This is a genomic window from Nocardia sp. PE-7 (assembly GCF_030486425.1).
In the GTDB taxonomy this organism is placed as follows: domain Bacteria; phylum Actinomycetota; class Actinomycetes; order Mycobacteriales; family Mycobacteriaceae; genus Nocardia; species Nocardia salmonicida_A.
In genome coordinates, this window is record NZ_CP129614.1 from 894560 (window position 1) to 920382 (window position 25823).

A 25823-nucleotide genomic window follows, 5' to 3' on the forward strand; every position below is an offset into this window, starting at 1 on the left:
TATGCCTAATTACGGAATGCCGGGCGTCGCGGCCGATCGGCGCAGCGCGCGCACGACCGGCGCGATCATCCTCGGACTGATCACAGCGGTTTTGCTCGGCACTGTCGCCTACAACAACCTGCGCACCGAAGACGGCCTGCGCATCGCCCTGCACACCGAACATCTCGGTGACGGCATCAGCGTGGGCAGCCAGGTCCGCGTCGACGGCGTGACGGTCGGCGAGGTCGCCGAGGTGACCCCCGGCGCCCGCGGCACCCAGCAGATCTCGCTGCTGCTCGACTCGCAGCGGCTGGTCGGCATCGACGACAGCCTCGCGATCGACTACGCCCCGACCAACCTGTTCGGCATCGCCGAGATCGAATTGCGCCGTGGCGCGGGCGGTTCGCCGCTGCGCGAGGGCGCGGTCCTCGACCTCACCGGCGCCAACGGCGACCGGGTCTACGACGCGACGATGAGCGCGATCCTGCGCAGCCTCTCGCAGGTCGGCATGACCGTCACCAGCCCGCAGATGGCGACCGTCATCTCCCAGCTGGCCGCCGACTTCAAGGCCTTCACCCCGCTGGTGCAGGCCCTGATCACGGTCGCGAAGACCCTCGCCGACAACCAGGACGTGCTGCCCTCGGAGCTGTTCGGCAAGCTCGGCCCCGCCTTCGACGGCGGCGGTGAGTTCGCGGGCGCCACCATGAAAGTGATCGACCAGCTCAGCGAGATCAGGGTCACCCAGGTCGACAAGGAGCGCTACGACATCGGCGTCGGCGTGATCGGCGGCAGCATCCTGCCCGCGCTGACCACCACGCTGAGTACCGCGGGCGGCCACTTCGCCGAGACCACCGACATGCTCGCCCCGATGCTGCTGGCGCTGGCCCAGATGTCGCCGAACCCGCGCCGGACCGGTGCCGATCTCACCGCCCTGCTGCAGAACCTGCGCGGCGCCATGCCCGACAGCCCGAACGGTCCAGTCCTCAACCTCGACGTCGAGCTCAGCGGTGTCCCCGGCATCGCGGTGCCGCTGTTCGGAAAGGCCGGTGGGCGATGAAGATTCGCGGAACCGCGCTGCGCCTGGGCGCCTTCACCCTGGTGATGATCACCGTCCTCGGGCTCGTGTTCACCCTGATCAAGCGTCCCGTCGACGGCGACACCTACGCCCACGACGCGCTGTTCACCGACGCCAACGGCCTCAAGGTCGGCAACGACGTGCGGATGTTCGGCGTGCAGGTGGGCAAGATCGAGAAGATCAGCCTCGAAGGCGACAAGGCCAAGGTCGCGATCACGGTCAAGACCGACACCCCGATCTACGACAACTCCAAGCTGGCCATCCGCTACCAGAACCTCACCGGCCAGCGCTATATCGACCTGCAGCAGGCGCCCAACCCGGGTAAGGCCATCGCGGCGAACGCCAGGATCGGCGCGAACATGACCGTGCCGTCCTTCGACGTGACGAGCCTGTTCAGCGGCCTCAAGCCGGTGCTCGCCACCTTGTCGCCGGAAGCGATCAACCAGTTCACTGCGAGCATGCTCGCCGTCATCGAGGGCGACGGCACGGGCCTGGGTCCCGCGCTGACCGCGATCGACCAGCTCGCGAGCTACGCGGACGACCGTCAGCAGGTGATCGGCGTCCTGATCCGCAACCTGTCCGACATGGGCGACCGGCACGGTGGTCGAGTCGGATACCTGTTGCCGCTGCTGGCCCGGCTCACCGACATCTTCGAGGCGATGCAGCGCAATATCGGCGGCGTCGCGCAGTTCGCGATGACCGCGCCCTCGGTGCTCGCCCCGGTGGACCGGTTGCTCGCCTCGCTCGGCCTGGTCGAAGGCGGCGGCGCCGACGTCGACGCGATGATCCGCGGGCTCTTCCCGAATCCCAAGGAAGCCGTCGAGGTATTCGGCAAGCTCCCCGGTCTGCTGGCCACGGTCGACGCCTCGCTCTCGCGTGGTTTCGCCGACTTCACGCCGCACTGCAGCAACGGCGCCGCCGAGGTGCCCGCGCCGCTGCAGGTGCTGATCGCCGGACAGAAGGTCACCGTATGCAACCGCTGAAGAAGCTCACCGGGATGTTCGCCGGTGATCGCCCGATCCCCGACGAAGCGGGCAAACGCGCGCGGGAACTGCGGATGGGGATCATCGGCCTGAGCCTGGTCGTGCTGTTCATCATCGCCGCGGGCGTGGTCTACGTGGTGCCGCTGGGCAAGCACACCTACACCGCCGAGCTCAGCGAAGCGCAGTCGGTGCGCGAGGGCGACGACGTGCGCCTGGCGGGCATCTCGGTCGGCAGCGTCACCTCCCTGGAGCTGAAGCCCGACAAGGTGCTCATGCAGTTCACCGTCGACAACGAGGTGTTCGTCGGCGACAAGACCTCCCTCGATATCCGCATGCTCACCGTGGTCGGCGGTCACTACGTCGCGCTCTACCCGGCCGGCACGGCCCCGCTGGGGGACAAGGCGATCCCCTCCGATCGAATCCGCTTGCCCTACAGCCTGATCGAGACCTTCCAGGACGCCACCGCCCCGCTGGCCGCCGTCGACGGCGACACCGTGCGCAACAACCTGGCCGCCGCGAACTCCGCGATCGCGACCTCGCCGGAGGCGCTGCGCACCACGCTGGACACCGTCGGTAAGTACGTCGACATGCTCGATCGTCAGCGCAGCCAGGTGTCGAAGTCGATCGCGGTCGTCGACGAGTACATCTCCATGTACGACGGCGCCAAGTCCGATCTGGGCAGGCTGATGGACAACGTCAACCTCCTCGAAGACCTGCTGCTGAGCAAGCGGGCCGAGCTGGCCGAAGCGGTTCGGCTGCTCACCTCGGTGGTGAATCGACTGGCCGGTCTCGCGCCGACCTGGGAATCGACTCTGAAACCACAGGCGCAGGCCCTGGCCGACACCTTGCCTCGCCTGCAGGAACTCGGCGGCCGGCTCGAGCCCGTCATCGGGACCGTCGGCGCGCTGCAGACGAAGTTGTCGCAGCTGGCGACGCCCGAAGCCGGTGTGGTGGTCGACCAGTCGAGCGCCCGCGTGTGCGTACCGCTGCCCGGGAAGGCGTGCTGATGCTGAAACGACTGCTCGGATCCCAGGCGTTCATGTCGATCGCCGGTGTCGCGGTGCTCGTGGCGCTGGTGACCGGCGGCTACTTCGTCGCCTTCGATCCGCTGAAGAAGACCGAATCCTATTGCGCGCTCATGCCCGACGCGATCGGCCTCTACCCCGGCAACCACGTCACCATGCGCGGCATGGATGTGGGCGAGGTGACCGCGGTGCGCAACGAGGGCGCCAAGGTCCGCGTCGAATTCGAGGTCGACGCCGAATTCCCGGTCTACTCCGATGCTTCCGCCACCACGGTCGCGTACTCGGTGGCGGCGGACCGCAATCTGGCGGTGCTCACCAGCGGCAAGACCGCGCCCCCGCTGGCGGGCGGCTGCATCACCAAAACCCTGACCCCCAAGAGCATCACCGAAACGCTCACGGCGCTGGCGAGCCTGTCCGATCAGCTCTCCGGCGGCGCCGCGGGTGAGCCGAGTGCCCTGTCCGACGGCCTGTCCTCGCTCAATCGCGCGACCGCGGGCACCGGCCCGACGGTCAACGAACTCATCCACAAACTCGGTTCGGCGATGAACAAGCCCGACGCCGATATCGGCCATCTCGCAAGCCTTTTCGACGCGTTCGCCTCGGTGTCGAACCGGGTCGCCGCGAACTGGGGTGACCTGCAGACGATGCTGGTCCGCCTGGCGCCGCTGCTCAACATGGCCTCCGACGATCTGCTCGGCCCGGCCACGTCGCTGTTCGACGGTCTCGGCGAGGTGTTGCCGATGCTCGACGACATCGCGGTCATTCTCGGTGACCCGCTGATCGGGGTGCTCGACGACGCGGTCCCGCTGGTGAAGTTGTTGCGCGCCAACGTCGGATCGTTGAGCGAGATCGTGGCGAAGATGCCCGCGCTCGCCTCCGCCTTCCACAGCGCCACCGATCCCGCGGGCGGCACCGCGATCACCTACGCGCCGCCGAAGGTCGCCCTCCCCGTCGGCGAGGCCGACCAGGTGTGCGGTGCGGTGAACGAGCTGATCCCGGGGCAGTGCCCCGATCCGGCGCAGGGACTGGCCGATGTGAATCTCGTGCAGGTCGTGCTGGGAATGGCAGGTGCTCGATGAACACGCGAAAGATGTTGCGACGCAGTGCGGTCGCACTGGTGATCGCGGGCGGACTCGCGGTCGGCGGCTGTGGTTTCGACCCCGCCGAGGTACCGGTGCCGGGCTCGACTGTCAGCGGTTCGACCTACCGCGTGCAGATCGAGTTCAGCAGCGCGCTGAACCTGCCCGCGAAGTCGAAGGTGATCGCCAACGGCGCCGAGATCGGCATCGTCGACGGGGTGCGCGTGGTCCAGCCCGCCGACGCGCCCGCCGGTCGCGGCGGTTACGTCATCGTCGAGGCCGACATCCTCGACACCGTGCAGTTGCCGACGAAGTCCATCGCCGAACTGCGCCAGGACACCATCCTCGGCGATATCCACCTCTCGCTCACCACCCCGAAGGACGGCTTCGGCGAGTTGCTGCGCGACGGCGGTACGATCCCGATCGAACGGACGAAACCGCCTGTGCAACTGGAGGACACGATGGCCACCATGGCCCTGTTCGTCCAGGGCGGGGCGATCGGTCAGCTGCAGGAGATGCTCGGCCGGATCAACTCGGTGATGCCACAGGATCCCAGGGAAACCGCCCGCATCTCCGCGGTGATGGGCGCCGACGCCGCTGATCTTGCCGCGAATCTGGACCAGGTCGACCTGCTGGTGAACGGCCTGTCCCGCAATGCGACGATCCTGCACGACGACACCGAACAGGCGCTCACCGACATCCTCACCCCCGAGGCCGTGGCCTCGCTGACGGGCACGCAGGACTCGATCGCCAAGACAATGAAGATCTTCGACGCACTCGGCCCGGTCGGCTCCTCGCTCACCTGGCTGGCTCCGATCGCGAGCTCCGGTGACGCCGCCGCGACCGCGTTCCTCCCGCTGGCCACCGGCGGCTCAGCCGACCTGCGCTCCTCGACCAATATGGCGCTGCTGACAGCCCTGTTGCGCGACAAGATCATTCCCTTCGCCGAGCGCGGACCGAAGGTGAACGTCACCGGTGTCGAGGTGTCCGAACAAGACCAGCTGGCGCAGATCGTCACCGCGCTGCGGATGATCGGAATGGTGCGATGAAGATCGGTGCCCTGGCCTCACTCGGCGGCATCGCCGCCATCACCGTGCTCGGCGCGAGCTACCTGACCTTCGGGGTGGTGCGCGTCGACCCGTTCGCCGACTACACCGCGGCTTCGATCGAGATCGCGAACTCCGGTGGCCTCAGCGTGGGTTCGCCGATCCTGCTCACCGGCATCGAGATCGGCGAGGTCACCGGCGTCGACACTTCGGCGAGCGGTCGCGTCCAGGTCGGATTCCGGTTCGGCGCCGAGCACAAGGTGCCGTTGAGCAGTGTCGTCACCATCGAGCACCTGTCCTCGCTCGGTGAGCCGTACGTGCAGTTCGTGCCGCGCGACGCCAACGGGCCCTATCTCACCGACGGACAGCGCCTTTCCGGCGAGAACGTGCGCACCCCGATGTCGATCCCCGAGGTCGCGCGGCTGGTCACCAAGACCGTCGAGCAGCTCGACCCCGCGGTCGTCGGCTCTCTGGTCGACACGCTCGGCACGGCGATGGTCGGCACCGAGAACGTGGTCCCCGAGCTGGCGAGGGCAGGCGACCTGCTCGCCGCGGCGCTGATGAGTCGCGCCCCGGCGATCGGCGAGCTGCAGAACAACTTCGAGTATGTCTCCGGCGATATCGGCTGGGCGGGCCCGGCCACCTCCGCCGCCGCGCCCGCCTTCATCCGGTTGAGTCAGGTGATCGATCAGTTCGTCGAATCGGTCGGCCGGGCCACCGAGGGCGATCCGCGGATGTACCTGCGCGACGGCGGTCTGGTGTCGTTGCTCGAGCAGCTCACCGCCAAGCTGAACGAGCTCGGCCCCGAGCTCTCCGCGCTGCTGCCCGGGCTGCGCCCGCTCACCGAATCGGTCACCGCGACCGCTCCGCAGCTCGATCTGAGCGCGCTGGTCACCCAGGCGCTGCACAACACCGACGCCGACGCGGTCAAGGTGCGGGTCGCGATCAAGTAAATATCTGGCAACCATCGTATATAGGTATCAGCCCTGGCCAGTGGTTGTTCGGTCGAGCCGAGCGGTCCGCGAGCAACCTTGCGGTAGCCTGCTGGACGGGGGACCTGGTCCGCGGTGGAGGCGGTGCGATGGCAGAGAGCGGCGAGGGTCCGGAAACTCGGACCGGCAGCAGTACTCGAATGATCGCGATCGCGGCGGTACTCGCCGCGATACTCGCACTGGTGGGCGCGCTCGGTCTGTTGCTGCGCGCCGACCAGGGTGACGACAACCCGTCGGTGAACCCGATGGGATCCGACGCCAACGGTCTCCCGGTCGCCGGGTCTGATCGAGAAGCCGCCGATCAGGACCAGAAATTCGCGCCACCGTGGCCGGCAAGGCGAGTCGGCGGGAACTGCTCGGCCGGTGGCATCGTCGCGCACTGGCGCGTCCACGACGACGGCCGATGGCAATGTACGGTGACCACCCCCGACGCCCAGCCCCCGACAGCGGTCCCCGCGCCGCCGCCTCCGCCGCCCGGAACCGAGCCCGCTCCCGGGCCCGCGCCCGTGGAGGCGCCCGCGCCGCCGCCCGCCTACGAACCGCCGCCCCCGCCGCCGGTCTACGAGCCGCCCGCCTACGAACCGCCGCCCCCGCCCGAGCCGGCGCCCCCGGTCTTCGAACCCGAACCCGCCCCGGCGCCGCCCCCACCACCTCCGCCGCCCCCCGTCCTCCAACTCCCGTTCCCCCTTCCGCCGATCCTGCTCCCACCGGCGGCGGCCGTCCGACCCTGATCCGCGCTCGCACCGCGCCGTCGAGAAGACCGGCTCCGGTGCGGTCGCGCGGGTGAGTCGAATCAGCCGTTCGGCCCCCTGACCGGCGGCGGGTCGATCACCGCGCACCGTCGATGTCGGTGAGACTGGTCAGCTATGGACCAGTTGGTGCTGACTCTGGTGATCCTGCTCGCGGCCGTACTCGCCGAACCCCTCGGTGCGCGCATCGGTCTGGCGCCCTCGATCCTGATGACCCTGTTCGGTTGCCTGCTCGCCCTGATTCCGGCCGTGCCGAGCCTGAGCATCCCACCCGAGTTGATCCTGCCGCTGGTCCTGCCGCCGCTGCTCTACGCCGCCGCCCGCCGCACCTCGTGGCGGCAGTTCGCGGAGAACTGGCAGATCATCGCGCTGCGCGCGGTCGGCCTCGTGATCGTCACCGCGATCGCGGTCGCCGCGGTCTTCCACGCCTGGAGTCCTGGCACCGCCGTCGCCGCGGCCGTAGTGCTCGGCGCCCTCGTCGCGCCGCCGGACCCGGTGGCGGCCACATCGATGGCGGGCCGCCTCGGGCTGCCGCGCCGACTGATCGTCACGCTGGGTGGTGAAGGTCTGTTCAACGATGTCACCGCGATCGTCATCTACACCGTCGGTCTCCAGGTGGTCATGACCGGCCTGTTCAGTCCGTGGCACGCGCTCGCCGACTTCGCGATCGCCGCGCTGGTCGGGCTCGTCGTCGGACTGGTGCTCGGCTGGCTCGGCAGCACGCTCACCAAGCACCTCGACACCGCCACCGGCCAGGTCGCCCTGAGCCTGCTGCTGCCCTTCGCCGCCTACGGCATCGCCGAACACTGGGAAGGCTCGGCGGTCCTGGCCGTGCTGGTCTGCGCGCTGTATCTCACCGACGCCGTGACCGAGATCGGCGACCGTGACTACCGCCTGGTCGCCGACTCGTTCTGGGACATCACCGAAATGCTCATCACCGGTTTCGCCTTCGCCCTGATCGGCCTGGAACTGCGGGTGGTCATCGAAACCACCGGCCACAACTGGCCTGGGCTGGCCGGGGTCACCGTCGCGGTGATCGTGGTCGTCGTGGGATTGCGCCTGGCCTGGCTGATGGCCACCTGGGCGATCAGCGCCAAACTGCCCTACACCGACGAACCGTTCACCTGGCGCGAGGTCGTCGTTACCTGGTGGGCCGGAATGCGCGGCGTTGCCACGGTGGCGCTGGCGTTGGCCGTGCCGTTCACCCTCGACACCGGCGCCGACTTCCCGGCCCGCTCGGAAATCCTGTTCATCGCGTTCGCGGTCGTGCTGTTCACCCTGCTCGTCCAGGGCCCGACACTTCCGCTGGTGGTTCGCCTCACCGGCGTCCACGCCGACACCCGGCACGAACGCGCCGTCGAACAGGCCCTCTGGACCAGGGTCGTGAATGCCGAACTCGCCGAGCTCAAAGCGATCTCCGCCCGCGACAATCTCCCCGAAGACGTCTACGAGGACCTCAAGGCGCTGTTGCGCCGGCTGTCCGCCAAGGCCGATCCCGAAGCGGCCGACGCCGACGCCAAGGCGGCTCTGGACAAGGAACGAAAACTCGCCTCGCAGATGCGGGCGGTCCGCGCCGCAGTCACCGAAGCGGGCCGCCGCGAGGCCCAAGCCGCCCGCCGCGAACCCGGCATGCCACCGGACGTCGTCGATCGGGTCACCCGCCGCCTCGACCTCGGCCCGATGCATTGAGTGCGCAGACCCGGGTAGTTCACGGATTCGTGGTCTGACCTCAGTTTTTGGTAGGCGCCTACATTGCGGTTCGCGGATTCGCTGGGTGTGCGGGTACCCAGGGTTCAGCGGTAGGTCTGGCCGGAGCTCAGCCGGCGCTCAGTGTGTCGGTGAGGGCGCCGATTCCGTAGGTGATCGCCATGGCCAGCGCCCCGCCGATGACCACACGGAGCACCGCTCGTCCGCGGTTGCCGCCGCCGAGGCGGGCACTCACCGAGCCGGTGATCGCCAGCGCGATCAGCACCGCGGCGAAGGTCACCGGGACTCGCCATTCGGCGGGCGGCAACACGATCGCCAGCAAGGGCAGCAGCGCTCCGCAGGTGAACGCGATCGCCGAGGAGAACGCGGCTGCCCACGGGTTGGTGAGCGAGCGCGGGTCGATGCCGAGTTCGGCCTCGGCGTGCGCGGTGAACGCGTCGTGGGCGGTGAGCTCGGCGGCCACGACACGCGCGGTGGCCGGGCTGAGGCCCTTCTTCTCGTAGATCCCGGCCAGTTCGGCCAGTTCGAAATCGGGCTCGTCGGCCAATTCGCGGCGCTCCTTGGCCAGCAATGCCTTCTCCGAATCCCGCTGGGTGCTCACCGACACGTATTCGCCCGCGGCCATCGAGATCGCCCCCGCGACCAGTCCCGCGATACCCGCGGTGAGGATCGTCTGGGCGTTGTTCGTGGTCGCGGCCACGCCGACGACGAGCCCGGCGGTGGAGACGATGCCGTCGTTCGCGCCGAGTACCCCGGCGCGCAGCCAGTTCAACCGCGAGGCGAGGCCCTCGGCGTGGGGTTCGTGGGGATGGCTGGTCGTCGACGAGTCCGGCACCGGCCCAGCCTAGTCGGGAGCGGCCACCAGCCCCGCGCGCAACGTGTCGGCCAGGCGCACCGCGAGCGCGATCACCGTCAGCGTCGGATTGACGTGCCCATTCGTCGGAAACACCGAGCTACCGGCGATGTAGAGGTTGTCCACCCCGTGCACCCGGCAGTGCCGGTCCACGACGCCGTGCCGGGGATCGGCCGACATCCGGGTGGTCCCGCAGGGATGCGCCCAGTCGGTGAGCGGTAGGGGATCGGTGCTGTCGGGCAGCGCCGCCGGAACCACCTGCGGCGTCGGCAAACCGAGCCGGGCGAACTCACCGACGAGCAACGCCGTAGCCCGGCGCACCGTTCGATCCTCCTGCTCGCTCGTCCGCCAATCCACTTGCGGCAGCGGCATTCCCACCGGATCGGTCCGCGTCGAAAGCCGCACCCGGCTGTCGGCGTTCGGGGTCTGCTCCACCATCGCCCGCACCTCGACGCAGGCCAGTCGATGCGGTATCCCGACACTGTCGACCAACCTGCGTCGCGCACCGTCGAGCAGAAGCCCGGTGTCGGACAGCATGATCAGTAGGTCCCGCCAGTGCGCCCGTCCGCGCAGGAACCGCTTCACCGAGTCCCACGGATCGTCGTCGGCGGTGACCTCCTGCAACCACAGCGCGCAGTTCACCAGCGATTCGCGCCGTTGCAGCGCCGATGACAGCGCCATGCCGTGCAGATAGGTGTGGCGGCCTCGCGCACTTTTGACCACGTACTTTCCGAACCGGTCGAGCGCCGCCCCGGCCTCGGCGGTCCGCAGCGTCGCCACCACCCCGCAGCGGTGATCCATCAGGTATCGCCCGACCTGGTCGTACCGATTCCCGATCCCGCCGACGACGGTGCGCCGCGAGGCCAGCAGCAGTCGTGGCGTGGCGATTCCACCCGCGGCCAGCACGAACATCCGCGCCTCGACCGTGCGCACGCGCCCGCCCGCCCCGGTCACCTCGACCGAATTCACATGCGCGCCGGTGGCGTCGGTGTCGATATGGGTGACCGTCGCGTTCACCAGCACCCGAGCAGTCGGCGCGACGATGTCACGCACGTGCGGACCCCATCGCTTGCAGTCGAACCGGTTGGCCGGGTCGCGGCTGATCTGCCAGAAGTAGGGGCGCAACGAGGCGGTGTCGAGCTCGTCGGCCGGTGCTCGCCGCCCGGCCAGTGACCAGAACTCGGTGCCGGTGAAGCCGGTGCCGTGTCCGAGTCCGGCATGCTCGGCGGCCCGTTCGGCGTAGGGCCGCAGCGCGCCCGCGTCGATCGGCCAGCCGGACCGGGTGACCCAGGGCCGATGCGCGAAGTCGAGGTCGTCGAGCATGCCGCAACGGCCGGCCCAACTGTGTGAGCTGCCGCCGAGCACCCGATTTCCCGCGATCCGGTGTTGTTCCGCGCGCGCGGCGCCGATGCTCTCCATCGCGGCGAATTCCGGCTCGTCCGCGGTGATCTCGTGCCCGCCACTTTCCAGCACCAGCACGCGCAGTCCGGCGGCGGCGAGTTCGGTGGCCACCGTCAACCCCGCGGGGCCCGACCCGATGACGCACACCTGGGTGCGCAGCGCGTCGTCGCCGACGGTGCGCAGGTCCTCCACAAGCATCGGCGGTCCTCTCACCAGCTGCCCCCGAAGTGCTGATTTCACTGTAGGAGCCGGACCACCCTGTGTCAGTCGGTCTCGCAATGCTGATTGACGAAAGCTCTGATGTACCCGGCGGATTGGCGCACATACATCCACGACCAGAACTCCACCCCGGAATCCGACGGGCTGGCGACCATGGTGATCTCGCCGTCGTAGCATTTCTCGACGATGTACCTGGCGCGTGACACATGCGGCGTGAAGGTGACCACGATGATGTGGTTCCAGCCGTAAATCTTTGCGCGCCGCACGATTTCGCGTGCTTCGCCGTCGGTGGTCCACGGGTCGGGCACGAAACACGAGACCCGGAAGGCGAATCGGCCGCCGCAGTACTTGTCCATCATCGGATCGTCGGGTCCGGTGGACTGTGAGATCAGCACCTCGGGGGCCAGGCCGCGCTCGGCGAGTTCGATGCCGAGGTCGAACCGTTCGTAGGCGGTGCCACCGAGCACCACGATCACGTCCGCGGGCCGCAGCGGGTCGACCTGGGGGTGCACGAAGACCGGCCATCCAGCGAACGCGGCAGCCAGCACGGTGACCAGTGCGCCGACGAGCAACCATCCCGCACGCCGAAAAATCGACACGGCTCCGACGATACCGAAATCTCGAAGTGGGCCGTCGGTCCCGCTGTCGACCGGGCACACGCTCTTCTGTCACGGTCGCACGCCAGGCACACTGGAGCCCATGACCGACACCGCCGTTGCCCCCGAACACCTCGACGTCGTCATCGTCGGCGCCGGATTGTCCGGCATCGGGGCCGCTTACCGGCTGCAGACCGAGCACCCGCATCGCAGCTACGCCGTCATCGAGGCGCGCGCCGACCTCGGCGGCACCTGGGACCTGTTCCGTTACCCGGGCATCCGCTCGGATTCGGACATGTTCACCCTCGGCTACCCGTTCAAGCCGTGGCGCGCGGCCCGCTCCATCGCCGACGGCTCCGCGATCCTGGACTACATCCGCGAGACCGCGCAGGAGAACGGCATCGATCGGCGCATTCGCTTCGGTTCCCGGGTGATCGGCGCGGATTGGTCATCGGCGCAGGCCCACTGGCAGCTCACCATCGCCCACGAGGGCCCCGACGGCCCCGAACTGAGCACCCTGACCTGCGGTTTCCTCTACGCCTGCGCCGGCTACTACGACTACCAGCAGCCGCACGCCCCCGAGTTCCCCGGCCGCGACGACTTCGCCGGCACCGTGGTGCACCCGCAGTTCTGGCCCGCCGACCTCGACACCAGCGGCAAGCGCATCGTCGTGATCGGCAGCGGCGCCACCGCCGTCACCCTGGTGCCCAACCTCGCCGCCGACGCCGCACACGTCACCATGTTGCAGCGCAGCCCCACCTGGATCAGCGCCGTTCCCGGCCGCGACAAGCACGCCGACAAGCTCCGCAAACTGCTCCCCGCCGGACTCGCCCACCGGCTCATCCGCACCAAGAACATCCTGTTCAGCATCGGTTTCTACCAATTCTGCCGCCGTCGTCCCGTCGCCGCGCGCAAACTGCTCACCGACCTCACCGCGCGCATCCTCAAAGACGACAGGCTCGTCGCCGAACACTTCACGCCCGACTACGACCCGTGGGACCAGCGCCTGTGCGCCGCCCCCGACGCCGACTTCTTCAAGGCGATGAAGAAGGGCAAGGCTTCGGTGGTCACCGACCACATCGATGCTTTCGTCCCGGAGGGGATCCGCCTGGTCTCGGGGGAGACGCTGCCCGCCGATATCGTGATCACCGCCACGGGCCTGCGCCTGTTGGCGTTCGGCGGCATCGCGCCCTCGGTCGACGGGACCCCCGTGCCGCTGGCCGATCAATTCGTCTGGCAGGGCGCCATGCTCACCGGCCTGCCCAACTTCGCCATCTGCGTCGGATACACCAACGCGTCGTGGACCCTGCGCGCCGACCTCACTTCCCGTCTGGTCTGCAAAGTCCTCACCCATCTGGACCGCACCGGTAGCGCCGCGGTGGTCCCCGAGCCCAGGGGCTCGCTCGCCGAGCGTCCGCTACTCGATCTGAACGCCGGCTACGTCCTGCGCTCGATCGCCGCGTTCCCACGTCAGGGCGACCGTCATCCGTGGCGGGTCAGACAGAACTACCTGCTCGACGCGCTGATCACCTTGCGCACCGACCTCGGCAAAACCCTGCGACCGGTGTCGCGTCGGGTAGGGGAGTTCACCCGCAACGGGTGAGGCGCGCGACTCGCCGGGTTTCCTACCGTTGACGTGTGCCGTGGTGGCACGTGGCGTTGACCTCATGGGAAGGCCCAGCGATGACAGACACGAATCAGCACCAGCTGCGCGACGGAATTGCGGCAGGAACCTCCATCGGCGCTGGCATCCTGCTGGCCGTGGTCGGTGTTCTGCAGATTCTCCAGGGAATCTCCGCGGTCGCCAAGGACGACCTCATCGTCGTCGGACCGGAGTACCTCTATCAGTTCGACATCACCGGCTGGGGCTGGTGGCACATCGTTCTCGGCGCTATCGCGGTGATCGTCGCGATCGGCCTGCTGGCCGGTCAGACGTGGGGCCGGGTATCGGCGATGGTGATCGCGGCACTGTCGATCATCGCCAATTTCCTGTGGCTGCCCTACTACCCGTGGTGGTCGATCCTGATCATCGCCGTCGACATCGTGGTGATCTGGGCGGTGGCCACCTGGCGACCGAACCGAGTCTGAGCTGTTCTGATCCATTCGACAACGCCGCCCCGGTCACCGGGGCGGCGTTGTTCGTCTGTTCGGTCGTCGGATCGTTCAGGGGTCGAGGGCCGAATGCCCCGCTTCGACGGGGCCGAGCGTGCGGACGATGTGCAGCGAGAGCCGCTCGCCCAACACCGCGAGCTCGGCCTTCTGCGGATCGTCGAGTCCGTCGAGCACCAGCTTGCGCACCGCGAGGAGATAGTCGGGCGTCGCCTCCAGCACCTTGGCCTGCCCGCTCGTGGTGAGTACCGCGTCGATCCCGCGGCCCGATTCCGCGGCCTCACGCCGTGCCCACCCCACCCGTTCCAGCTTCGAAATCACGTGGGAGACCCGGGAGATGGACCCGTGCCCGCGCGCCGCGAGCACGCTCAACCGCATCCGGCGCCGCGGCGCGTCGTGGAGCAAGGCCATGACCCGGTACTCGAAATGGGTTACCCCGAACTCTCGCTGCAGTCGTGCGTCGAGTGCGCTCGGTACGAGCGTCGAGAGGGTGATCATCGCGCTCCACGCGCGCCGCTCGACCGGGTCGAGATACTCCATCACCTCGGCCTGCCTTCCACCCGCTTGATAGCTACAAAATTGCTGAATGTCGGCAAACTGTATAGCGAGCGGTGAATGCTGTCTATGTATGTCGCGTCATATCGCCAGGTAAACAGCTTCTTATTGATCAAGAACACACTGGACAAGTGATCAGTTGCCGACCGATCGCCGATTGTTCACTGCCGTCGCGCGCCATGTCCATCGATGAGCGCCGGCCTTCGGCCCTGGGTGAGATGGTGGTCGCGACCTGGGGAAATGCCGGATTTTGCAGGCGATTTGACTTCGTGTTTGTCGGCACGTAACTTTATTCGAGTCAGAGCGACACGGACACCGACTCAGCCACTGGCTGGGACACGAGGTAGGACGTTGAGCGCCTGACTGATTGCGTGTTCAGTGCGACTGGGATCGGATTTGCTTCCGGTTGGTTGTCTGAGCTAAGTTTGAACCCTTGCCTCACCGAAACCCCGACGACATGTTGTTGGTAGAAGTGTGTGCGTGTGTTCTTTGAGAACTCAATAGTGTGTCGATGAATGTCAGTGCCAATAATTATTATTGGTTCCAATCTTTCATGTACCCCCCGGTCGTGGGAGGTTGGACATTGAACAACAGCGAACTTTTTGCTGGTGTTCGCATTTGCTAGGTTTTCGGACTCTAGTTAGATAATTTTGATTCGCTCTCCCTTGGGAGGGTTGTTTCGAGAGTCTTCAACGGAGAGTTTGATTCTGGCTCAGGACGAACGCTAGCGGCGTGCTTAACACATGCAAGTCGAGCGGTAAGGCCCTTCGGGGTACACGAGCGGCGAACGGGTGAGTAACACGTGGGTGATCTACCTTGCACTTCGGGATAAGCCTGGGAAACTGGGTCTAATACCGGATATGACCTGAGGTTGCATGACTTCGGGTGGAAAGATTTATCGGTGCGAGATGGGCCCGCGGCCTATCAGCTTGTTGGTGAGGTAACGGCTCACCAAGGCGACGACGGGTAGCCGACCTGAGAGGGTGACCGGCCACACTGGGACTGAGACACGGCCCAGACTCCTACGGGAGGCAGCAGTGGGGAATATTGCACAATGGGCGCAAGCCTGATGCAGCGACGCCGCGTGCGGGATGACGGCCTTCGGGTTGTAAACCGCTTTTGACAGGGACGAAGCGCAAGTGACTGTACCTGTAGAATAAGGACCGGCCAACTACGTGCCAGCAGCCGCGGTAATACGTAGGGTCCGAGCGTTGTCCGGAATTACTGGGCGTAAAGAGCTTGTAGGCGGTTCGTCGCGTCGTTTGTGAAAACTTGGGGCTCAACCTTAAGCTTGCAGGCGATACGGGCGGACTAGAGTACTTCAGGGGAGACTGGAATTCCTGGTGTAGCGGTGAAATGCGCAGATATCAGGAGGAACACCGGTGGCGAAGGCGGGTCTCTGGGAAGTAACTGACGCTGAGAAGCGAAAGCATGGGTAGCAAACAGGATTAGATACCCTGGTAGTCCATGCCGTAAACGGTGGGTACTAGGTGTGGGGCTCCTTCCACGGACTCCGTGCCGTAGCTAACGCATTAAGTACCCCGCCTGGGGAGTACGGCCGCAAGGCTAAAACTCAAAGAAATTGACGGGGGCCCGCACAAGCGGCGGAGCATGTGGATTAATTCGATGCAACGCGAAGAACCTTACCTGGGTTTGACATACACCGGAAACCTGCAGAGATGTAGGCCCCCTTGTGGTCGGTGTACAGGTGGTGCATGGCTGTCGTCAGCTCGTGTCGTGAGATGTTGGGTTAAGTCCCGCAACGAGCGCAACCCTTATCTTATGTTGCCAGCGCGTAATGGCGGGGACTCGTGAGAGACTGCCGGGGTCAACTCGGAGGAAGGTGGGGACGACGTCAAGTCATCATGCCCCTTATGTCCAGGGCTTCACACATGCTACAATGGCCGGTACAGAGGGCTGCGATACCGCGAGGTGGAGCGAATCCCTTAAAGCCGGTCTCAGTTCGGATCGGGGTCTGCAACTCGACCCCGTGAAGTTGGAGTCGCTAGTAATCGCAGATCAGCAACGCTGCGGTGAATACGTTCCCGGGCCTTGTACACACCGCCCGTCACGTCATGAAAGTCGGTAACACCCGAAGCCGGTGGCCTAACCCTTGTGGAGGGAGCCGTCGAAGGTGGGATCGGCGATTGGGACGAAGTCGTAACAAGGTAGCCGTACCGGAAGGTGCGGCTGGATCACCTCCTTTCTAAGGAGCAATTCTCCAGTGAGTGTCTCGAAGAGTCGAGATCGCTGCTGGCAGAGACAGTTTCGGACCCATTCGTGGTCCGGCTGGAGCTCATGGGTGGAACGCTGACAACTTTCATCGCATACGGATGGTCCTCAGTGATCATTCGCGATGGGTATACCGACACACTATTGGGTCCTGAAAGAACACGCGAAGTGTTTTTTCATGGCAAAACAAACGATCTGGAGAGATCTTCCTAGATACCGCCGGCGGTAACGCCGAGTTGGTCCGGGTATGAGGTCACTTCGGGTGTGTTGTTTGAGAACTGCACAGTGGACGCGAGCATCTTTGTTAGTAAGTGTTTAAGAGCGTACGGTGGATGCCTTGGCACCAGGAGCCGATGAAGGACGTAGGAGGCTGCGATAAGCCTCGGGGAGCTGTCAACCGAGCTGAGATCCGAGGATTTCCGAATGGGGAAACCCAGCACGAGTGATGTCGTGTTACCCGCATCTGAATATATAGGGTGTGTGGAGGGAACGTGGGGAAGTGAAACATCTCAGTACCCACAGGAAGAGAAAACAACAGTGATTCCGTGAGTAGTGGCGAGCGAAAGCGGATGAGGCTAAACCAGTTAGATGTGATAGACGGCAGTCGTTGTCTAGCTGGGGTAGTGGGAACATTCTTCTCTGATCTGCCGATCAGGGCAACAGTAAGAAACCAAGTGGTTAGTTGAAGTGGTCTGGAACGGCCTGCCATAGACGGTGATAGTCCGGTAAACGAAAACTTCTTGGCTGTTGTGGATGTCTCCCGAGTAGCAGCGGGCCCGTGAAATCTGCTGTGAATCTGCCGGGACCACCCGGTAAGCCTGAATACTCCCTGGTGACCGATAGCGGACTAGTACCGTGAGGGAAAGGTGAAAAGTACCCCGGGAGGGGAGTGAAATAGTACCTGAAACCGTGCGCTTACAATCCGTCAAAGCCTTCCATCTTCGGATGTGTGGGGTGATGGCGTGCCTTTTGAAGAATGAGCCTGCGAGTCATCGGTGTGTGGCGAGGTTAACCCGTCGAGGGGTAGCCGTAGCGAAAGCGAGTCTGAATAGGGCGAAACTTTAGTCGCACATTATGGACCCGAAGCGGAGTGATCTACCCATGGCCAGGGTGAAGCGACGGTAAGACGTCGTGGAGGCCCGAACCCACTTAGGTTGAAAACTGAGGGGATGAGCTGTGGGTAGGGGTGAAAGGCCAATCAAACTCCGTGATAGCTGGTTCTCCCCGAAATGCATTTAGGTGCAGCGTCACGTGTTTCACATCGGAGGTAGAGCTACTGGATGGCCTAGGGGGCCTACAAGCTTACCGAAGTCAGCCAAACTCCGAATGCCGGTGTGTGAGAGCGTGGCAGTGAGACTGCGGGGGATAAGCTTCGTAGTCGAGAGGGAAACAGCCCAGATCGCCGGCTAAGGCCCCTAAGCGTGTACTAAGTGGAAAAGGATGTGGGGTCGCTTAGACAACCAGGAGGTTGGCTTAGAAGCAGCCACCCTTGAAAGAGTGCGTAATAGCTCACTGGTCAAGTGATCCTGCGCCGACAATGTAGCGGGGCTCAAGTACACCGCCGAAGCCGCGGCATTTCAGCAATAGCCCGTCCAATCCTTTGGGGTTGGGCCAGGTGCTGGGATGGGTAGGGGAGCGTCCTGTGGCCGTGGAAGCAGCAGTGTGAACTAGCTGTGGAGGCCACGGGAGTGAGAATGCAGGCATGAGTAGCGAAAGACGAGTGAGAAACTCGTCCGCCGAATGACCAAGGGTTCCTGGGCCAGGTTAATCCGCCCAGGGTGAGTCGGGACCTAAGGCGAGGCCGACAGGCGTAGTCGATGGACAACGGGTTGATATTCCCGTACCCGTGTATCCGCGCCCAATGCTGAATCAGTGGTACTAACTGTCCAAATGTTGTCTTATCGAGCCTTCGGGCGAGAGGGATGACGGCTGCACAGGACCTTCGCTGTAGTAGGTAAGCGATGGGGTGACGCAGGAAGGTAGCTGGGCCAGGTGATGGAAGTCCTGGTGTAAGCCTGTAGGGCGAGACATAGGCAAATCCGTGTCTCATATAGCCTGAGAGGTGATGCGTACCCGTTGAGGGGAATTCAGTGATCCTATGCTGCCGAGAAAAGCCTCTAGCGAGCTGGTACACGGCCCGTACCCCAAACCGACACAGGTGGTCAGGTAGAGAATACTAAGGCGATCGAGAGAACTGTGGTTAAGGAACTCGGCAAAATGCCCCCGTAACTTCGGGAGAAGGGGGACCACGCCCGGTGATAACCCTTGCGGTTGGAGCTGGGTGGGGTCGCAGAGACCAGAGAGAAGCGACTGTTTACTAAAAACACAGGTCCGTGCGAAGTCGTAAGACGATGTATACGGACTGACGCCTGCCCGGTGCCGGAAGGTTAAGAGGACCGGTTAGCGGATTTATCCGCGAAGCTGAGAATTTAAGCCCCGGTAAACGGCGGTGGTAACTATAACCATCCTAAGGTAGCGAAATTCCTTGTCGGGTAAGTTCCGACCTGCACGAATGGCGTAACGACTTCTCTGCTGTCTCAACCACAGACTCGGCGAAATTGCATTACGAGTAAAGATGCTCGTTACGCGCGGCAGGACGAAAAGACCCCGGGACCTTCACTATAGCTTGGTATTGGTGTTCGGTACGGTTTGTGTAGGATAGGTGGGAGACTGTGAAGCGGGCACGCTAGTGTTTGTGGAGTCGTCGTTGAAATACCACTCTGATCGTATTGGACTTCTAACCTCGGACCATGATCTGGTTCAGGGACAGTGCCTGGTGGGTAGTTTAACTGGGGCGGTTGCCTCCCAAAATGTAACGGAGGCGCCCAAAGGTTCCCTCAGCCTGGTTGGCAATCAGGTGTTGAGTGCAAGTGCACAAGGGAGCTTGACTGTGAGACTGACAGGTCGAGCAGGGACGAAAGTCGGGACTAGTGATCCGGCACCGGCAAGTGGAAGCGGTGTCGCTCAACGGATAAAAGGTACCCCGGGGATAACAGGCTGATCTTCCCCAAGAGTCCATATCGACGGGATGGTTTGGCACCTCGATGTCGGCTCGTCGCATCCTGGGGCTGGAGTAGGTCCCAAGGGTTGGGCTGTTCGCCCATTAAAGCGGCACGCGAGCTGGGTTTAGAACGTCGTGAGACAGTTCGGTCTCTATCCGCCGCGCGCGTAAGAAACTTGAGGAAGGCTGTCCCTAGTACGAGAGGACCGGGACGGACGAACCTCTGGTGTGCCAGTTGTTCCGCCAGGAGCACTGCTGGTTGGCTACGTTCGGAAGGGATAACCGCTGAAAGCATCTAAGCGGGAAGCCTGTTCCAAGATGAGGTTTCTCTCCCACTTGATGGGTTAAGGCCCCCTACAGACCATGGGGTTGATAGGCCAGAATTGGAAGCCAGGTAACTGGTGTAGGTGACTGGTACTAATAGGCCGAGGGCTTACTACGAAGGTGTTACGCGTCCACTGTGCGGTTTCTGAAACAGCACACAGATCATGGAGACAACGACTGGTTGTCCAGGTCTTCCCGTGAGGGAGGGTTTGGGTTTCTGGTGGTGGCTCTCTGTGTGACAGTTTCATAGAGTTACGGTAGTTATAGCGGTGGGGAAACGCCCGGTCCCATTCCGAACCCGGAAGCTAAGGCCACCTGCGCCGATGGTACTGCACTCGACAGGGTGTGGGAGAGTAGGACACTGCCGGAACATCATTGCGAAAGGCCCTCAACCATTGGTTGGGGGCCTTTTTGCGTTCCCGGATGCCCTTGGGTGGAGGATCGCAATCCGAATCATCAACATTTCAGAAAACCTCCATGCTCGAACTCCCGGTGAGCGACGATGATGCGACGTCTCTTCGGGAGGTCACCATGGACTGGTTCTGCACTCATCGGACTCTGTGTCGTGGCGCGGCCGCGCTGGTGCTGCCCGCCGCGCTGATCGCGACGATCGTCGCCACCGCGCCCGCCGGCGCCGCCGCGCCTGACCCGCTGATCGGGGTTGTCGATTCGATCGCAGGCATCGCGGGCATCGAGCTGCCCGCCACCTACGGGCCCGAGACGGCGATCGTGGTGCTCGGATATGGGCTGCTGCCCGACGGCACGATGCGGGCCGAATTGGGTAATCGCTTGCACGCGGCCCTGATTCAGGCCTACATGTCACCCGAGTCTCCGGTGATCGTCACCGGCGGAAACCCGCGCAACGGTGTCACCGAGGCTCAGGTGATGGCCGACTGGCTCAATGTTCGCGGCATCGCCGGGCACCGGCTGCACGCCGAGACCGAGGCCGGTTCCACAGTGCAGAACGCGGAGTTCTCGGCGCGCATGATGGAAGCCCTCGGCGCGCACAAGGCCGTCCTGATCACCTCCGCCGACCATATGCGTCGAGCCCTGGACAATTTCCTGGCCGCCGGCGTCCCGGTAGTCGCCACGATGACACCGGACGTAGCCCCCCTGTGGGCCCAGCCGTATGGCACGGAGAAGTAACGCCTACGGCACAGAGAAGTAGTAAGTGACCCCCGCTAACCGATAGGTCGCGCCGATGTCGGTGACGCCGTTTACTATGCGACTGGCGCCATCGCGGGTTGCGATGGCGCTGTCGGTGTTGGCAGATAGGGGATTTCGATGGACAGGCCACTGTGGGCGCCGGAGGGTGTCGACATGCAGTATCCGAGCCCGGCTCGGATGTACGACGCCTTGCTCGGTGGTTCGCACAATTTCGCCGTCGACCGGGATGCCGCGGAGACTGCGATCAAGCTTGTCCCCGATCTGCCTCGGCTGGCGCTGAGCAATCGCGCGTTCCTGCGCCGTGCTGTCCGTTTCATGCTCGACTCGGGTATCCGGCAGTTCCTCGACATCGGGTCGGGTATCCCCACCGCGGGCAATGTGCACGAGATCGTGCACGAGCTCGACCCGGAGGCTCGGGTGCTCTATGTCGACATCGACCCGGTGGCGGTCGCCCATTCGCGAACGATCCTGCAGGGCAACGAGCGCGCGGGCGCGATCGAGGCCGACTTGCGCAAATCCGGCGATTTGATCGAGGCCGTGCGCGAGACCGGGCTGATCGACTTCGACGAGCCGGTGGGACTGCTGCTGATCGCGGTGTTGCATCTGGTGCCCGACGTCGACGACCCGGTCAGTAAGGTGACCGCGCTGCGGGAAGCGGTGGTACCGGGTAGTTTCATAGCCATTTCACATCTCACGTCGGAGCTTCGGCCTGATGACGCCGGTAAACTGGGTACGCACTCGGTGAACCAGTCCAAGGTCGGAATTCATTTCCGGTCCAAGGATCAGATCGTCGCCCTGTTCGAGGGATGGGACTCGGTCGAGCCCGGCGTTGTCGAGCTGCCGCTGTGGCGGCCCGAGTCCGAGCGCGACCAGCACGAGAAGCCCGGCCGTTCGCTCGGCCTGGGTGGAGTCGCGATCAAGAAGTAGACCGCCTGACATGGCGGGGCGATAGACGATGACAGGTGGATGAAGCAGTGGGGTCGTGGGAGCTGGCGCAGCGGTGGGCGGATGCCCTCGACGGCGTTGTAGCTCCTACCCTCAACCGCTCGCAGATCGAGGAGATGCTGGCCGCCCTCTGTACCGGTCTGATCGACGCGGCGCGCGGCGGGGACGATCCCGATATCGCGCGCCGGGCCGCTCGGATGCTGGTCGCCGCCAACTACCGTGATCCGGCGGCGGTCAGCCGTTCGGTACCGGTGATGTGCGCCGATCTGGTCGAGATCGCCTCCGAGGGTCCAGCAGACCCCGCGCTGCCGTGGATCCGCGACCGGGCGATCCGCTTGGCCGCCGACTTCGCGGCAGGCTTCACCGCGGCGCTGCGGGCCGCCGCGCTGGCCGAGCAGGAGGCCACGCTGGCCGCCGTGCTCGCCGCGGCGCAGGAAGCCGAGAACCGCCGAGCGCTGTCGGAAGCGCGTTTCGAGGCGGTTTTCGACGGCGCTCTCGTCGGTATCGGCACCGTCGACATGTCCGGTCAGGTGGTGAACTGCAATGCCACCATGGCTCAGATGCTCGGCCGGACCCCGGAGACGATGCCTGGCCGGACCGTGGCCGAAATCCTCGGCCCGCATAACCTGAACTTCGCGTTCGAACAACTCCAGCGCATGGTCGCGGGCGAGTCCGAGAGCTTCCGCACCGAGACCGAGCACCTGCACACCGACGGCCGGGTCACCACGATCGACCTGTCGATGTCGGCGGTGCGCGGCACCGACGGCGGTATCGAGTTCTTGATCGGCGTCGCGGTCGATGTCACCGAGCGCAAGGAGCTCGCCGACCGCCTGTGGCACGACGCCAATCACGACGCGCTCACCGGCCTACCGAATCGCCCGCACCTGTTCAACAGACTCGCCGACGCGACATCCCCGATCGGGGTCTGCTACCTCGACCTGGACGGCTTCAAGGAGATCAACGACCTGTGGGGACACACGATCGGGGACCGTGTGCTCCAGGTCGTGGCCGATCGGATGCGCGACGCGGTGCGCCCGGCCGCCGCGTTCGCCGCCCGCATCGGCGGTGACGAGTTCCTCGTGCTGGTCGAAAACTGTTCCGGTGAAGCACAATTGGCGCAGCTGGCCGACGAGTTGCTGACCGCCCTGACCGAGCCGCTGGCGGTGGACGGACACATGCTCGCCGTCGGAGCCAGCATCGGGGTCGCCTTCTTCGAGCAATTGCCCGGTGCCGTAGACGAATTGGTGCACGCGGCCGACTCGGCGATGTATCGCAACAAGAACGACGCGCGCCGCGATCCGGCCCGGTAGCGGCCGGGCCGGATCCGTTCAGACCGTTTCGCGCTGACGCTCGGCCGCCCGCGCGAGTGAGCGATCCCGCTGTTCCTCGAAGCGCAGCACGTCCTCGCGCAGTCGCTCGAGGAATGCCGCCAGATCCTCGCGTGCGCGCTCGCCGCGCGGGCCGAAATCGTTGCGCTCGAAGATCTCCCACTTGCGCAACACCGGCATCAGAACTTCTTCCAGATGCTGGCGCAGGTCGTAGATGCCGTGCTTGGCCATCAGCACGCCGTTGCGCCGCCAGCCCGGCATGCCGGCGCCGGGCATCTGGAAGTTCTGCACGATGGTGTTGATCGCCTCGATGGTCTGGTCGGGGGCCAGGTCGAGCGAGGCGGCGCACAGGTTGCGGTAGAAGATCATGTGCAGGTTCTCGTCGGCGGCGATGCGGGCGAGCATGCGGTCGGCGATCGGATCGTCGCAGACGCGACCGGTATTGCGGTGACTGACCCTGGTGGCCAGTTCCTGGAAGGTCACATAGGCGACGGAGAACAAGAATCCGGCACCGGTCGAGGTGTGGATGTCGAAGCCCGGGGCCTTGTCGTCCACGACGGCCATCGCCGAATAGCCGTTGGTCATGTGGATCATTCGTGCCTGCTCGAGCGCCACCGGGTCGACTCCACGGGTCACTACGAGGTAGTCGCGCAGGACGATCCCGTGCCGGTTCTCCTCGGCGGTCCAGCGGCCCACCCAGGTGCCCCAGGCGCCGTCCTTGGAGAAGTTCTCGGCGATCTCACGGTGGTAGGAGGGCAGGTTGTCCTCGGTGAGCAGGTTGGTGACCATCGCCGCCTTGGCTAGTTCGCTGAGGGCGGATTGTTCTGGGTCCCAATCGATTCCGCCAAGGGCCGCGAAGTTGCGGCCGTGGTCCCACGGCACATAATCGTGCGGATGCCAGTCCTTGGCCATCGAAAGATGGCGGTTCACATTGCTCGCGGCGATGGGTTCCAGCTCGATCAGTAGTTCCAGTTGGGTCAGGTTCCTGGCCACGCTCGTTGCCCTTTCCGGTTAGTGAAAAGCGAGAGTTGCGTCGGTCCGGTAGTGTTGCCCGTCGTCACAATAGACCCGGCGCATCGCGCCTGGAAACGACACGGTGCTCCTCGGCACTGTTCGGAATTTGGGCGCGTCGCGTCGTGTGCATATACGCTCCACCAGTTCAGCTCCATCAGCGGTTCCCGTTCAGTCGTGGCATAGCTAGAGAGAGTGAGCGAAAAATTATGACGGACATCGTGGTCACGAGCCTGGCGGCGACCACGTCGATCGCGGGCGACGTCGACTCGACCTGGAAAGGTCTGCTCAACGGCGAGAGCGGAATCGACGTCTTGGAAGATTCCTTCATCGACGACTTCGAACTTCCGGTGCGAATCGGCGGCCACCTGAAAGTGTCGCCCACCTTCTCGCTCACCCGCGAAGAGGCGCGCAAACTGTCCTACGTCGAACAGATGGCGGTGGTCCTCGGCCGCGAGGTGTGGCGCAACGCGGGCAGTCCCGAAGTGGACCGCGACCGGCTCGGCGTCTCGATCGGCACCGGCCTCGGCGGCGCGGAATCGCTGATCTACGCCCGCGACCGGCTCCGCAACGGCGGCTACCGCAAGGTCTCCCCGCTCACCGTGCAGGCCATCATGCCCAACGGCCCCGCGGCCTGCGTCGGCATCGAATTGGGTGCGCGCGCGGGGGTTTCCACTCCCGTCTCGGCCTGCTCGTCGGGCTCGGAGGCCATCGCGAACGCGTGGCGGATGATCATGATGGGCGATGCCGACATGGTGGTCACCGGTGGTGTCGAGGGCTCCATCCAGGCGGTGCCGATCGCGGCGTTCACGCAGATGCGGGCCATGAGTACCCGCAACGACGATCCCAAGGCGGCCTCGCGTCCCTTCGACGCGGACCGCGACGGGTTCGTCTTCGGCGAGGCGGGCGCGATGATGGTGATCGAGACCGAGGAACACGCCAAGGCGCGTGGCGCGACGATCCACGCGCGCCTGCTCGGCGCCGGCGTCACCTCCGACGGATTCCACCTCGTCGCACCGGATCCCGAGGGCACCGGCGCCGCGCGGGCGATGACGCGGGCGATGGAGACCGGCGGGATCAGCCGCACCGACGTCACGCACATCAATGCCCACGCCACCGCGACCCCGATCGGCGACACCGCCGAGGCCAATGCGATCGCCAAGGCCATCGGCTCACACGCCTCGGTGTACGCGCCGAAATCGGCACTCGGGCATTCGATCGGCGCGGTCGGTGCGCTGGAATCGGTACTGACCGTGCTCAGTGTGCGCGACAGTATCGTTCCGCCGACCCTGAATCTGGACAATCAGGACCCCGCTATCGATTTGGACGTCGTTTCCGGTCAGGCGCGGCGCGGTCGCATCGATTACGCGGTGAACAACTCCTTCGGTTTCGGCGGTCACAACGTGGCGATCTCGTTCGGGCGGTATTGACGATTCGCCTATCCGTG

Annotated in this window: 19 protein-coding genes and 3 rRNA genes; 17 read left to right on the forward strand and 5 right to left on the reverse strand. The window is 65.0% G+C overall.

Annotation, left to right across the window (positions count from 1 at the left end; genetic code table 11):
* Position 1: 1 nt before the first annotated feature.
* The 8 genes from QX204_RS04140 (at position 2) to QX204_RS04175 (ending at position 8617) form a co-directional block, all read left to right on the forward strand.
* Entirely contained in the window at positions 2-1036 is a 1035-nt protein-coding gene (locus tag QX204_RS04140) for an MlaD family protein (protein WP_301905242.1), read from the forward strand.
* Positions 1033-2037, forward strand: a complete 1005-nt coding sequence (locus tag QX204_RS04145) for an MlaD family protein (RefSeq protein WP_301905243.1) — start codon at positions 1033-1035, stop codon at positions 2035-2037. Before QX204_RS04140 ends, QX204_RS04145 begins: the two co-directional genes overlap by 4 nt.
* Positions 2025-3044, forward strand: coding sequence for an MlaD family protein (locus QX204_RS04150; protein WP_301905244.1), 1020 nt, complete (start codon positions 2025-2027; stop codon positions 3042-3044). The genes QX204_RS04145 and QX204_RS04150 overlap by 13 nt, the downstream gene beginning before the upstream one ends.
* Positions 3044-4141, forward strand: a complete 1098-nt coding sequence (locus tag QX204_RS04155; RefSeq protein ID WP_301905245.1) for an MlaD family protein — start codon at positions 3044-3046, stop codon at positions 4139-4141. The genes QX204_RS04150 and QX204_RS04155 overlap by 1 nt, the downstream gene beginning before the upstream one ends.
* Positions 4138-5190, forward strand: a complete 1053-nt coding sequence (locus tag QX204_RS04160; RefSeq protein WP_301905246.1) for an MlaD family protein — start codon at positions 4138-4140, stop codon at positions 5188-5190. Before QX204_RS04155 ends, QX204_RS04160 begins: the two co-directional genes overlap by 4 nt.
* Positions 5187-6140, forward strand: coding sequence for an MlaD family protein (locus tag QX204_RS04165; protein WP_301905247.1), 954 nt, complete (start codon positions 5187-5189; stop codon positions 6138-6140). Before QX204_RS04160 ends, QX204_RS04165 begins: the two co-directional genes overlap by 4 nt.
* A 128-nt stretch (positions 6141-6268) precedes the next feature.
* Positions 6269-6910, forward strand: a complete 642-nt coding sequence (locus QX204_RS04170; protein WP_301905248.1) for a hypothetical protein — start codon at positions 6269-6271, stop codon at positions 6908-6910.
* Between the two features lie 135 nt (positions 6911-7045).
* Positions 7046-8617, forward strand: coding sequence for a Na+/H+ antiporter (locus QX204_RS04175; RefSeq protein ID WP_301905249.1), 1572 nt, complete (start codon positions 7046-7048; stop codon positions 8615-8617).
* A 127-nt stretch (positions 8618-8744) separates the two neighbouring features.
* Here the strand turns inward: QX204_RS04175 and QX204_RS04180 are convergent, their stop codons facing one another.
* From QX204_RS04180 to QX204_RS04190, 3 genes are all read right to left on the reverse strand, one after another.
* Positions 8745-9470, reverse strand: a complete 726-nt coding sequence (locus QX204_RS04180; protein ID WP_301905250.1) for a VIT1/CCC1 transporter family protein — start codon at positions 9468-9470, stop codon at positions 8745-8747.
* Between the two features lie 9 nt (positions 9471-9479).
* Positions 9480-11087 carry a GMC oxidoreductase gene (locus tag QX204_RS04185; RefSeq protein ID WP_301905251.1) on the reverse strand — a complete coding sequence of 536 codons (1608 nt, stop codon included), beginning with the start codon at positions 11085-11087 and terminating at the stop codon, positions 9480-9482.
* A 65-nt stretch (positions 11088-11152) separates the two neighbouring features.
* Entirely contained in the window at positions 11153-11707 is a 555-nt protein-coding gene (locus QX204_RS04190; protein ID WP_357221458.1) for a YdcF family protein, read from the reverse strand.
* 100 nt (positions 11708-11807) lie between these two features.
* Between QX204_RS04190 and QX204_RS04195 the strand changes: the two genes are divergently transcribed.
* Positions 11808-13307, forward strand: a complete 1500-nt coding sequence (locus tag QX204_RS04195) for a flavin-containing monooxygenase (RefSeq protein ID WP_301905252.1) — start codon at positions 11808-11810, stop codon at positions 13305-13307.
* An 80-nt stretch (positions 13308-13387) separates the two neighbouring features.
* Positions 13388-13792 (forward strand): DUF7144 family membrane protein, encoded by a 405-nt coding sequence (locus QX204_RS04200; RefSeq protein WP_301905253.1) that lies wholly within the window; start codon positions 13388-13390, stop codon positions 13790-13792.
* A 75-nt stretch (positions 13793-13867) separates the two neighbouring features.
* Here the strand turns inward: QX204_RS04200 and QX204_RS04205 are convergent, their stop codons facing one another.
* Entirely contained in the window at positions 13868-14353 is a 486-nt protein-coding gene (locus tag QX204_RS04205; protein WP_301905254.1) for a MarR family winged helix-turn-helix transcriptional regulator, read from the reverse strand.
* Positions 14354-15057: 704 nt separating this feature from the next.
* On the opposite strand from QX204_RS04205, the gene QX204_RS04210 reads away from it, so the two are divergent.
* From QX204_RS04210 to QX204_RS04235, 6 genes are all read left to right on the forward strand, one after another.
* Positions 15058-16574: ribosomal RNA gene (locus tag QX204_RS04210) — 16S ribosomal RNA — on the forward strand.
* A 331-nt stretch (positions 16575-16905) separates the two neighbouring features.
* Positions 16906-20042: ribosomal RNA gene (locus QX204_RS04215) — 23S ribosomal RNA — on the forward strand.
* Between the two features lie 136 nt (positions 20043-20178).
* Positions 20179-20295 (forward strand): 5S ribosomal RNA (gene rrf, locus QX204_RS04220).
* The 16S, 23S and 5S rRNA genes sit together here, the layout of an rRNA operon.
* Before the next feature lie 122 nt (positions 20296-20417).
* The gene (locus QX204_RS04225; RefSeq protein WP_301905255.1) at positions 20418-21071 is read left to right on the forward strand and encodes a YdcF family protein; all 654 of its coding nucleotides are present in this window, start codon (positions 20418-20420) and stop codon (positions 21069-21071) included.
* A gap of 138 nt (positions 21072-21209) precedes the next feature.
* Positions 21210-22019, forward strand: a complete 810-nt coding sequence (locus tag QX204_RS04230; RefSeq protein ID WP_301905256.1) for an SAM-dependent methyltransferase — start codon at positions 21210-21212, stop codon at positions 22017-22019.
* 35 nt (positions 22020-22054) lie between these two features.
* The gene (locus QX204_RS04235) at positions 22055-23347 is read left to right on the forward strand and encodes a sensor domain-containing diguanylate cyclase (protein WP_301905257.1); all 1293 of its coding nucleotides are present in this window, start codon (positions 22055-22057) and stop codon (positions 23345-23347) included.
* An 18-nt stretch (positions 23348-23365) separates the two neighbouring features.
* Here the strand turns inward: QX204_RS04235 and QX204_RS04240 are convergent, their stop codons facing one another.
* A complete protein-coding gene (locus QX204_RS04240; protein ID WP_301905258.1) occupies positions 23366-24358 on the reverse strand; it encodes an acyl-ACP desaturase in 993 nt (330 codons plus the stop codon).
* 227 nt (positions 24359-24585) lie between these two features.
* Here QX204_RS04240 and QX204_RS04245 point away from each other — a divergent pair, with 227 nt between their 5' ends.
* A complete protein-coding gene (locus QX204_RS04245; RefSeq protein ID WP_301905259.1) occupies positions 24586-25806 on the forward strand; it encodes a KasA/KasB family beta-ketoacyl-ACP synthase in 1221 nt (406 codons plus the stop codon).
* Positions 25807-25823 lie beyond the last annotated feature (17 nt).

Coding starts and splice junctions, on each gene's coding strand:
- QX204_RS04140 (WP_301905242.1), top strand. CDS start 2: ATGCCTAATTACGGAATGCCGGGCGTCGCGGCCGATCGGCGCAGCGCG.
- QX204_RS04145 (WP_301905243.1), top strand. CDS start 1,033: ATGAAGATTCGCGGAACCGCGCTGCGCCTGGGCGCCTTCACCCTGGTG.
- QX204_RS04150 (WP_301905244.1), top strand. CDS start 2,025: ATGCAACCGCTGAAGAAGCTCACCGGGATGTTCGCCGGTGATCGCCCG.
- QX204_RS04155 (WP_301905245.1), top strand. CDS start 3,044: ATGCTGAAACGACTGCTCGGATCCCAGGCGTTCATGTCGATCGCCGGT.
- QX204_RS04160 (WP_301905246.1), top strand. CDS start 4,138: ATGAACACGCGAAAGATGTTGCGACGCAGTGCGGTCGCACTGGTGATC.
- QX204_RS04165 (WP_301905247.1), top strand. CDS start 5,187: ATGAAGATCGGTGCCCTGGCCTCACTCGGCGGCATCGCCGCCATCACC.
- QX204_RS04170 (WP_301905248.1), top strand. CDS start 6,269: ATGGCAGAGAGCGGCGAGGGTCCGGAAACTCGGACCGGCAGCAGTACT.
- QX204_RS04175 (WP_301905249.1), top strand. CDS start 7,046: ATGGACCAGTTGGTGCTGACTCTGGTGATCCTGCTCGCGGCCGTACTC.
- QX204_RS04185 (WP_301905251.1), bottom strand. CDS start 11,087: ATGCTTGTGGAGGACCTGCGCACCGTCGGCGACGACGCGCTGCGCACC.
- QX204_RS04195 (WP_301905252.1), top strand. CDS start 11,808: ATGACCGACACCGCCGTTGCCCCCGAACACCTCGACGTCGTCATCGTC.
- QX204_RS04200 (WP_301905253.1), top strand. CDS start 13,388: ATGACAGACACGAATCAGCACCAGCTGCGCGACGGAATTGCGGCAGGA.
- QX204_RS04205 (WP_301905254.1), bottom strand. CDS start 14,353: ATGGAGTATCTCGACCCGGTCGAGCGGCGCGCGTGGAGCGCGATGATC.
- QX204_RS04230 (WP_301905256.1), top strand. CDS start 21,210: ATGGACAGGCCACTGTGGGCGCCGGAGGGTGTCGACATGCAGTATCCG.
- QX204_RS04245 (WP_301905259.1), top strand. CDS start 24,586: ATGACGGACATCGTGGTCACGAGCCTGGCGGCGACCACGTCGATCGCG.